Source organism: Hyphomonas sp. UBA4494 (assembly GCF_002388935.1).
Lineage (GTDB): Bacteria > Pseudomonadota > Alphaproteobacteria > Caulobacterales > Hyphomonadaceae > Hyphomonas.
In genome coordinates this window covers 1-9,445 of the sequence record NZ_DGNK01000016.1, presented here as the reverse complement: position 1 = coordinate 9,445, position 9,445 = coordinate 1, and the positions used below count along the sequence as shown (strand labels likewise).

Genomic DNA, 9,445 nt, shown 5'->3' with positions numbered 1-9,445 from the left:
GCCTGTCAGCGTATGACGGCCGCCGGGCTGGACGTATCAGGCCGCCGACCGGCGCGGAAGGGGCGGGGGGGAGGGCCCTTCCGTGCCAGCGGCGGCCTCGTCACACCAGCGAGCATCGCCGGTGACGTTACAAAGCGCGGTGTATAATTGCGCGCGCAGCTCGGCCCGCCGGGCCTCCAGCGCGCGGCGATCCTGCGGGGTCACATCCTCAATGCTGGTTTCGGCCTCGGCCAGCACCTGCGTGATCTCCTCGAACGCTTCTGCCAGATGCGCGAAAACCGGATCAATGGATGCCAGTTCGAAGATTTCCGGCACGGCGGTCGGGAATTCGCCCGCCAGGCCTGCAAAGGAATGAGCCATGTGAGTGTCCCCCAGTTATGCCCAAAATCCAAACGATTGCATTTTATATAGCATCTCTGGGTTGAAATGTCTTCCCTTATTTCAGATATTTGTGCAGGGCGCTCTGCGCGCCCTACAAATCGCCTTCGGACTTGCCCGATTGCTTCCACAACCAGGCTGTCAGGCCCGCGCCGATCAGCAACAGGCTGGCAAACCCGACCAGGGCGGCAATCGCCAATGCATCTACACTCAGATTACCCATGCCCGGTCCTCCTGACGGCTTTTCAGGCCGGGGTGTTCAGGATGGCGCTGATCTCGTCTTTCAGGGCCATCCGGTGCTTGCGCAGCTGCGTCTGGAAGACATCGCTGGCGGGCTCGACATTCGTCTCGATACGGTGAATCTGGCGGTTCACTGCGTGATATTCGTCGGCCAGTCGGGCAAAATGGCCATCCGTTTCCTTCAGCGCATGAATACGGTCTGTCGCGTCCGGGAATTCCTCGGCGAGTTCGTGCGGTGTGTGGGACATATTGGGTCGCTCCCTGATAAGATGTGTCTGGCACTATCAGGACACGGCGCGCGGCCACGCGGAATCGGGGAAACTACGTATCCTTGCGGGCAGGGGGCTATTTCTCGCCGAACAGGCCGGATTGCTGACCGCCCGGATTCGGCAGGCCGAGGCGTTCATAGGCCAGCGGCGCTGCGACCCGGCCGCGCGGCGTGCGCGCGACATATCCTTTTTGCATCAGGTAAGGCTCGATCACGTCCTCCACCGCGTCCCGCGCCTCCGACAGGGCCGCCGCCAGCGTTTCCACGCCGACCGGCCCCCCGGCATAGGTTTTCACCAGTGCATGCAGGTAGCGCCGGTCCAGCGCATCAAGGCCGTCTGAATCGATTTCCAGTCGTTTCAGCGCGCTTCTGGCGGAATCCTGAGTGATCGTGCCGCCATCTGCCTCGGCAAAGTCGCGCACTCGGCGCAACAGGCGCAGCGCGATGCGCGGCGTACCGCGCGCGCGACTGGCGATCTCGATGGCGCCATCTTCGGTGATCGGCGCAGTCAGCTTGCGGGCCGCCGCCATGACGATCCGGGCCAGCTCTTCCGGCTCATAGAATTCAAGGCGCAGCGGTATGCCGAACCGGTCGCGCAGCGGCGTGGCGAGCAGGCCGGCCCGTGTGGTGGCGCCGACCAGGGTAAAGGGGGAAAGATCCAGCCGCACAGACCGCGCCGAGGGCCCTTCGCCGATAACGATATCGAGGGCGTAATCCTCCATCGCCGGATAGAGGATTTCCTCCACGACCGGAGGCAGGCGGTGAATCTCGTCAATGAAGAGGACGTCATTGGGTTCGAGATTGGTCAGGATCGCCGCGAGGTCACCGGCCTTGGCAATGACCGGGCCGGAGGTCGCGCGGAAGCCGACGCCCATTTCGCGGGCGAGAATTTGCGCCAGCGTCGTCTTGCCAAGCCCCGGCGGGCCGAACAGAAGGACGTGGTCCAGCGCCTCTTCGCGCTTGCGGGCCGCGTCGACATAGACTTTGAGGTTCGATTTTGCCTTGCGCTGGCCGACATAATCCTCAAACGCCTGCGGCCGCAGCGCGCGGTCCAGCGCATCGCCGCCCTGAGCATTGGGGTCTGAGAGTTCGCCCTCGCGGCTCATCGCGCCAGTTCCTTCAGCGCCGCCTTGATCAGGAGGCTGACATCATCATCGCCGGCATCTTTCGCAGCGCTGGCCACGGCGCGGGCGGCATCTGTTTGGGCATAGCCGAGGTTTGCAAGCGCCGAGATTGCCTCGCTTCGCACGCCGGTGGCGGCGACGGGCGCACTGGCAAGGCCAGCGACCTGGGCGGTTTCGAACTTGCCAAACCGGCCCATCGGCGGCGGCTTGCCAGCCAGTTCGCCGGTGATCCGCTCGGCCAGTTTCTTGCCAACGCCTTTTGCGCGTGTCAGCACGGACGCATCGCCGAGGGCGATCGCGTCCATCAATTCTGCCGGTGTGATTGCGTCAAGGATGGCCATTGCGGCCTTGCCGGCCACACCATGCACATCCTGAAGACGAACGAACCAGGCGCGTTCCTCGTCAGAGCCGAAGGCGTAGAGTGTGATCGCCGCTTCGCTGACCTTGGTCTCGACATGCAGGACACTGGTCTCGCCGACATGCACCCTGGACAAGAGCCGCGTGCCGGCCATGCAGACATAGCCGACGCCATTGACGTCAATCAGGATGTTGTCCGTGCCGAGCGCGGCAACGGTTCCGGTCAGCCTGCCAATGATCATGCGGCGCCTCGTTTCAATTCCAGCGGCAAATGGTGCGCGGTACAGATTGCGCAGGCGAGCGCATCGGCCGAGTCCGATTTCATGTCTCCGGCGCGGGGCAGGAGGCGTTTAACCATGAAGGCCACTTGGTCCTTGTCCGCTGTGCCCGTCCCGACAATGGCCAGCTTGATCTTACGTGGGGCGAATTCGGCGACAGGAATACCGGCCATGGAAAGCGCCGCCATGGCCGCGCCGCGAGCTTGGCCGAGTTTCAGCGCCGAGCGGGGATTGGCATTGACCAGCGTTTCTTCAACGCCTGAGGCATGTGGTCCGTAATGCCGGGCCAGTTCTCCGACCGCCTCGAAGATGCCGCCGAGCCGTTCCGACATGGCGAGACTGGTGTCTACCGAGATCACGCCATGCGCAATATGAGCCAGCCGGGCGCCGGTCTGCTCGATGACACCCCAGCCAGTATGGCGGAGGCCGGGGTCGATGCCGAGAATGCGAATCGTGGCTGTCATGACGCCCATCCTATCAGCGGGATGGGTTAATGACACCTTGCATTTTCTCTATTTGTTCACATCGACTGCAGCGGGACCCTATTCGGTTTCCCGTGGCACCAGTACCGAGTCGATGATGTGTACGACCCCATTGCCGCCCTCGACATCAGTTTCGAGAATGCTGGCCTGATTGATCATCAGTTTGCCGCCGCCCATGTCGCGGACCGAAAGGTCGAGGCCGTTCAGACTGGCTGTTGGTACGCCTTCATCTGCGGGGGGCACATTGGAGGCGCGCAGGGATCCTTCGACGATATGGTATTCTAGCACACGGACGAGCTTGTCAACATTGTCTGGCTTCAGATAGTCTTCCAGCTGGCCAGTGGGCAGGGCATCGAATGCCTCATTGGTCGGCGCGAAGATGGTGTATGGGCCGCCGGTGGCGAGGGTTTCGTCAAGACTTGCGGCTTCAATGGCACCATAGAGTGTCGACAGGCGCGGATCAGCGGCGATCGTGTCCAACACGTTCGGGCCGGAGGTGACCATCTGGTCGCGATCCATTGTGTCGGCATAGACCTCCTCTTCACCCGCATCCGGGGAAGGGGTAATGTCGACATCATCCGCATAGGGCTGGACAGGGTCTTGCGGTAGTGTGCGCGTGTCTGAAGACTCGCCGGAACAGGCAGCTAGGAATAGTGCGGACGCGACGGGAATGAGTAAATGGCGTTTCATGAGCGGGGATCCTTTCCTCCTGCAGGCAATGATCAGGTAACGCGCGCCTTCGGGTTTGGTTCAGCGGCACCGAGCAAAATTTATCTCTCAATGGGCGCTATCTGTGGCGGGACGAGGGCGACCCATTGTCCAATTCATGACGCCGCGTACGGAGGGGTTCGGCGCGCACCAGATTTCGCCGGTCGCGGTGATTACCGTGACCCATATGAGGTTGTGCTCCTGGCCGTAGTCGATAACGCCAATGGCGAAGCCGTCGCCCCGGTCCGTGACGGTCAGCGGGATAGGTGGATTGAGCTGGGTGAACATGTCCTGTGGCTTTCTGTGGGAGAGAGCCGGTAGAACGCCGGAAATTTGAGAAGGTTGCGCGCGTATCTACTGCGAAAACAAATTCACGTCTGCTGTGCCATGTGTGGTGCATCGCTTTTTGCAATTATTCCGTTTCGAAACAATGTCTGCAAGTGGGCGATGACCTCCGCTTGCGGAGGGGCATCGGCGCTTTGCGTTCCAGCGATGATGTCAGGGATCGAAAACCCCGCCGGTTCAGAGGATAGGCGACGAAGGATGGGCGCGAAGTTCGCGGGGAAGTCCAACAGACCATTGTCGCACGGCAGGCTCACCCGACCGCCGGATGCGATGAAGCGCAGCGGCGGCATCACCACAAGAAACCTGTCCGTCGCCGACGCGGCTGGCAGGGGCAATACCGGATCGGGTTGCCATCCGGTATAGGGTCCTTGCGTCAGTGATGTCAGCCAGGGAGTGCTCATCGATTCCGGCTCGGCCAGCGTTTCACTCACCAGGGTTTGAAATTCGGCAAGGCGGTCGCGCATATAGTCTGACACCGTGTCAGGAAGGTTCCCGTGCGCGTCATCCAATGTGACGGGAGGTCCTCCGCGCCAGCTGTCGTGAGACGCCGCGAACTCCTGGAGCAGGGGGGCCAATTGGTCGAACAGGTTTCGGGGGGCAAAATAGAGGTTCAGCGCGAGCGAATACCCGACGCCGCGGGCGGCGTGCCACGCGCCGGCCGGCAGGCACAGAAGGTCGCCGGGGTTCAGCTCGACTTCCTGAAACGCCATATTGTCCGGCAGGGTCCCGACATCAATGTCGGCGGGCTCAGCGCGACCTTCGAAATAGGTCGCATTGTTATCGGGCCAGCGTTTGGCGGCCTCTGTGGAATAGATCCAGCGTTTCTTTCCCGCGATCTGAAGCGTCGTGGCGACGCGCCGGTCATAATGCATGGGTAATCCGGCGCCGTCTGGGGAGGCATAACAATTGACCCCGACTGTGCCGGTAAAGCTGAGGCGCGCGCGGATCGCCTGGGCCCAGCGGGCCAGGAAGGGATCGGCCATGTGAATATTGGTAATGCAGATCGTGGCGCCTGATTTCAGCAGATCGCTGGCCTCACCCAGTTGCGCTGAAAACATGGGCTTGCGGCTGCCAGTTTTTTCCCCGCCCGCGAATGAGGCGGTCAGGTTGAAGCGGGGATCTTCGATATGCTGCCCTCTTGCGAGAGCCAGCCTCAGTCTTTCCATGCTGAAAATATGGTCAAACTTCCCTGCATGTCCTTTCACATGCAGGGACTGACGCGCGAAATAGCGATCCACAAAGTCTTCGCATGATACCGGGCTTAACAATTCTGCCAGTTCGCGGCCGTTCAGGGCGGCGGGCGCATCTGGGCTTGCCGGCCTGGCTGGATCGCGCAGCGAGCTGAAATCTGTCATTCGGTCGGACCTCCCCGGTCTCGGGCGCTTTTTGCATTGCCCTGAGACCTAGGCAGATAATCCCAATCCGGCGATGGGACAAGCATTGCGGGGAAGAGTTGGCGTGACAGACGCCGACAGACAATTCAAAAAAATGGCAGACCGCGTTTGCGGCCTGCCATCGGATTGGGTCTGGATGCCCGGATTATCGGGCGGGGAATGCATTCGCGCCGAGGCGATTATTGTTCCGGAGTTTCTTCCGGTTCTTCAACGTCCACGGTTGGAACTTCGACTTCTTCTTCGACCATCACAACTTCAGGCACGAGCACCGTTTCGGTTTCTGTGCCGACATTCACTTCGCCCGTATCGACATCATATTCGGGGATCTTGCCAGCTTCGGCGTCAATGGCGACATCCACATCCGGCAGCTTGCCGGGCTCTGTCTGGTCCACATCGATCAGCGTGGAGCCGAGCCAGACGGCCCCGACGAGGGCGACAACGGCGACGGCGATTCCAATGACTTTTCCTGTACTCATGTTCGGGGTCTTCCTTCTTGTGCTTTGTTGCGCAGTTCAGAGCGCTTGCGAACATAACGGGGCTGTAATCGAATGGTTCCGGCCAGCACTCGTTCCAGCACGGGCGTCCGGAGCGGCGGGGCCGTCCGGGTGTATGGGCTGAATTACGGAGAAAGCCGGCTCAGGGCGGCGCGCGGGCCGGGCCGACCCGGCCGACCGGCGCATGGCCGAACTGGTCCCGAACTGGTCCATAAAGTGTCCATAAGATGTACAGACTGGTCCAGACAAAAGCGGACGGGACATTGAGGCCACAGGGCAGGTCGCTTGCCAGAGCGGGGCTCTGCCAGCGCGGTACACGCGGCGGCGTATAAGTGTACGCATTGTCCGGCGTCGGCGCATCGCCGATATAGCGAATGACCACATTGCCGTATTTGTCGACCGTGACGAAGACGCGCCGCCCGGTGCGTTTGCGCCAGGCCGTCAGCCGCACAAGGTTCCACCACAGCCAAGGCCAGCAGAAGGCCCAGACATGGGCAAAGAAGGGGCGATAGGCCGGGTCCATGCGGGGGAGTGTGGCATGGTGGGGCGGCCTGTCGGATATCTTGCCTGCGTCGTCCTGCCCGATGGCGAAGTCATCCGGGAGCCCATCTCCTGAATTTGCCACCGCAGCGCGCGGCGCTTTGTGCACCGCCTGCGCGCCTGACGGCACAGGTCGCGCCCGCCGCGGCATTCAGAGTTGGACCCCAGACCGCTATCGCGGCCGGGGGGTGACGCATGAGGAGAGCGCGGGATGTATCCAGCAGGGTCGCAATCGCCGCGCTGGCCCGCCTAGCTTCGCGACGGATAAATGCCTTGCGTCACGATACACTGCTTCAGCGCGAGATAGGGTGGCATATTGTTGCCGGCGGTGGATTCGCCCAGCGGGTCTGCCCCGCCGTCATGGGCCAGCGCCGGGCCGGCAATGTCAGACTCCGTTCCGCCGCGCTCGCCCTGTCGCCGGTCGGTCAGGCCGGGGCCCTGGCCTGCGCCCACCATGACGCGCCCGCGAAGATCCGGCAGGGCGAAAGTCGTGCGCCCGTCGCCGCCATACATTGTGCCGAGCAGGGAGAAGAGGGCGGTATTCTCGGCAATCGGCAGCAGGCGGCCATCGGCCTCCATCATACCGCGCGGACAGAAATTGAAGCCCACCGTGACGATCTCGCCGAGATAGTCATCCATCCCCGCCTCGGCGGCAGGCGCAGCCCCCGCCATGAGTGCGCCAGTCAGTGCTGCCACAATCGCAAATTTCTGAATCATTGTGTGTCCCCCTCTATGGATGGCGGACAGTCTAGGCAGCTTTGGAAAAGCGGCAAGAGGGAAGCGCGTTGGGGCGGATCAGGGACCGTCGTGTCGCATGTCCGAAGATACCTGCGCAGGCAGGTATCCATCTCCTGTCATTGCCTCATATGCGCGGGGAAAGGCTCCGAGATGGGCTCCTGCGTCCGCAGGAGCCTCCGGGAGGAGAGAATATTCGTAGGGCGGGTCATGACCCGCCAGACGGCAAGAGCGGATGGCGGGTTACGCTTCGCTAACCCGCCCTACCGGGTGGCACTAATAATGCGGCGGGGGCCGGTCCACGGGGGCCGCGTCGCCGGGTGACCGCTCGCTGTCGGCGACGCGCTCGGCGAGGCGCGCGACCTGTCGCTCCAGCCGGTCGATCAGCTTCCATTGCGCCGTGATGGCGGCGTTGAGGTCCTCAATCGTCTGGTCCTGATGGACCACACGCATTTCAAGCTCGTCGAGGCGGGCGGAGTCCGGTGAGGGGCTGTCAGTCATGATGGAGGGATTAGCGCTGCTGGCGGGGCGTGGCAATGTCGAGCCAGCGGGCGGCGACAGCGGCTGCGGCGATAATGTGCGGGGACAGGGTGGGCTCGGGCAACGCCGATACCCTCCATTCAGACCCGGGGATCAGTTCAATAAATCGGCCCGTCTATTTCCACTGGAGCGTAGTGTCCGTCCTTGTCGACAAAAGTAGAAAACGTCCTTCGTTGTTCCGGATTATGAAGACGGAACATCTTTATATGGTGAAAACCTGCTTCCACTGTATCTGAATAAAGTCGAAATTTCAGGTCGTCAGTTGTCATTTCGCAGGTGATGGCTGCAAAATCCAGCTTGAAACAGTCGTCCAAAATTTTTTGCTGAGCTCTTGGAAAGTGTTCTTTATACATCTCATTGTAGTGAGGTTGAAAATAGCGAATTAGTCCCGCCTCTGCGAGACAAACGACTTTTTTGAGATTGGGTGGGTTGTCGACAATGCTGTCCAAACGCTCTTTCTCGACTTGAGCATCGTCGGCGACGTCGGCAGAGCCATCGAATTCAGTGAAGAGGAGTGGTTTTTCGTAATTTGCGAGAACAACGACTATCTCCGCGTCCGGCTCGTTCTTTAAGGTATCAGCAAAAATCCTTTGCAGGGTTGCATGGTTTCTCAAGCGGTCCAGAGCGTTTCGGTCGCCCTCCGCTCCGAATGCCTGACCGACATACAGAACCTTGCAATCCGAAAACTCGGTGCCGGCCAGCTTTCTCTGCGCTACCAGATTTGCGGGAAAGTATCGTGAGACTTCCCCATTTTTCTGTACGGCGAGAATGCTTCGATGCGGGTAGTCTTCTAGAACCGCGCGACAACCATCTTCAAGGTGGAGGATGTCGAAGTATTGCTTCGTTGTTACGACGCCAGCTTTTCTCAAACACAGTTCGCCGCTGAGAATGGCAGTGTTTCCGACGTGATTTATCTTTTGTGCATCAGGATTGAACCAGAGATTTGGTCTGCTGCAGATTATGTAGATGTGACACTTTTCAAGAAACGCTTCTGTGACCTTGTCGATAGTCAGAGATTTGTCGGTTATTTGTTGGGCAACAACTACAGCAATTTCACTGTGAATCAGTCCCAAACAAAATTCACTCACAAATTTTCGTTTTGGCTGAGGCGGCGCATCAATCCTCAACATAAATCTCTCCGCCCTTGTCCATAAACTCGCGGCTCTTCTCTTCCATCCCCTTGCGCGCTTCGGCGGCCTGCTTTTCTAGATCCAGCCGTTCGTTTTCGCTCATGCCTGCCGCATATTCCCGCACTTCGGCGGTGATTTTCATGCTGCAGAATTTGGGGCCGCACATGGAGCAGAAGTGGGCGACCTTGTGGGCCTCTTTGGGCAGGGTCTGGTCGTGGAAGTCGCGGGCGGTTTCGGGGTCGAGGGCGAGGTTGAACTGGTCTTCCCAGCGGAAGTCGAAGCGCGCGCGTGAGACCGCATCGTCGCGCACCTGCGCGGCGGGGTGGCCCTTGGCGAGGTCTGCCGCGTGGGCGGCGAGGCGGTAGGTGACGACGCCGACTTTCACATCGTCCCGGTCCGGCAGGCCCAGATGCTCCTTGGGCGTCACATAGC

At 60.8% G+C, this 9,445-nt stretch carries 15 protein-coding genes; all 15 read right to left on the bottom strand.

Translation table 11 applies throughout. The features are described from left to right. Nucleotides 1–36: 36 nt before the first annotated feature. Nucleotides 37–360: an HP1242/YdcH family protein gene (locus B2P82_RS06125; RefSeq protein ID WP_290495807.1), complete on the bottom strand. Its 324-nt coding sequence runs from the start codon at nt 358–360 to the stop codon at nt 37–39. A 112-nt stretch (nt 361–472) separates the two neighbouring features. Continuing rightward, complete coding sequence (locus B2P82_RS06120) at nt 473–601, bottom strand: hypothetical protein (RefSeq protein WP_255342028.1); 129 nt, start codon at nt 599–601, stop codon at nt 473–475. 22 nt (nt 602–623) lie between these two features. Continuing rightward, on the bottom strand, nt 624–866 hold the full coding sequence (locus B2P82_RS06115) for an HP1242/YdcH family protein (RefSeq protein WP_290495805.1): 243 nt from the start codon (nt 864–866) through the stop codon (nt 624–626). 97 nt (nt 867–963) lie between these two features. Then, nucleotides 964–1,992, bottom strand: a complete 1,029-nt coding sequence (gene ruvB / locus B2P82_RS06110; RefSeq protein WP_206991962.1) for a Holliday junction branch migration DNA helicase RuvB — start codon at nt 1,990–1,992, stop codon at nt 964–966. Next, nucleotides 1,989–2,609 (bottom strand): Holliday junction branch migration protein RuvA, encoded by a 621-nt coding sequence (ruvA, locus tag B2P82_RS06105; protein ID WP_290495803.1) that lies wholly within the window; start codon nt 2,607–2,609, stop codon nt 1,989–1,991. Before ruvA ends, ruvB begins: the two co-directional genes overlap by 4 nt. Continuing rightward, nucleotides 2,606–3,109 carry a crossover junction endodeoxyribonuclease RuvC gene (gene ruvC / locus B2P82_RS06100; protein WP_206991964.1) on the bottom strand — a complete coding sequence of 168 codons (504 nt, stop codon included), beginning with the start codon at nt 3,107–3,109 and terminating at the stop codon, nt 2,606–2,608. Before ruvC ends, ruvA begins: the two co-directional genes overlap by 4 nt. 78 nt (nt 3,110–3,187) lie before the next feature. Continuing rightward, nucleotides 3,188–3,817 carry a fasciclin domain-containing protein gene (locus B2P82_RS06095; RefSeq protein ID WP_290495801.1) on the bottom strand — a complete coding sequence of 210 codons (630 nt, stop codon included), beginning with the start codon at nt 3,815–3,817 and terminating at the stop codon, nt 3,188–3,190. 87 nt (nt 3,818–3,904) lie between these two features. Further along, nucleotides 3,905–4,123: a hypothetical protein gene (locus tag B2P82_RS06090; RefSeq protein ID WP_290495799.1), complete on the bottom strand. Its 219-nt coding sequence runs from the start codon at nt 4,121–4,123 to the stop codon at nt 3,905–3,907. A gap of 83 nt (nt 4,124–4,206) precedes the next feature. Further along, nucleotides 4,207–5,535, bottom strand: coding sequence for a JmjC domain-containing protein (locus B2P82_RS06085; protein WP_290495797.1), 1,329 nt, complete (start codon nt 5,533–5,535; stop codon nt 4,207–4,209). A 218-nt stretch (nt 5,536–5,753) separates the two neighbouring features. After that, complete coding sequence (locus B2P82_RS06080; RefSeq protein ID WP_290495795.1) at nt 5,754–6,050, bottom strand: hypothetical protein; 297 nt, start codon at nt 6,048–6,050, stop codon at nt 5,754–5,756. A gap of 160 nt (nt 6,051–6,210) precedes the next feature. After that, complete coding sequence (locus B2P82_RS06075) at nt 6,211–6,717, bottom strand: hypothetical protein (RefSeq protein ID WP_290495794.1); 507 nt, start codon at nt 6,715–6,717, stop codon at nt 6,211–6,213. Between the two features lie 140 nt (nt 6,718–6,857). Then, nucleotides 6,858–7,325, bottom strand: a complete 468-nt coding sequence (locus B2P82_RS06070) for a phage tail protein (RefSeq protein ID WP_290495792.1) — start codon at nt 7,323–7,325, stop codon at nt 6,858–6,860. Nucleotides 7,326–7,619: 294 nt separating this feature from the next. Continuing rightward, entirely contained in the window at nt 7,620–7,844 is a 225-nt protein-coding gene (locus B2P82_RS06065) for a SlyX family protein (RefSeq protein ID WP_290495790.1), read from the bottom strand. 137 nt (nt 7,845–7,981) lie between these two features. Continuing rightward, a complete protein-coding gene (locus B2P82_RS06060; RefSeq protein ID WP_290495789.1) occupies nt 7,982–9,013 on the bottom strand; it encodes a hypothetical protein in 1,032 nt (343 codons plus the stop codon). Further along, on the bottom strand, nt 9,000–9,445 hold a 446-nt coding region (locus tag B2P82_RS06055), incomplete at its 5' end, for a phosphomethylpyrimidine synthase ThiC (protein WP_290495787.1). The genes B2P82_RS06055 and B2P82_RS06060, both read right to left, overlap by 14 nt.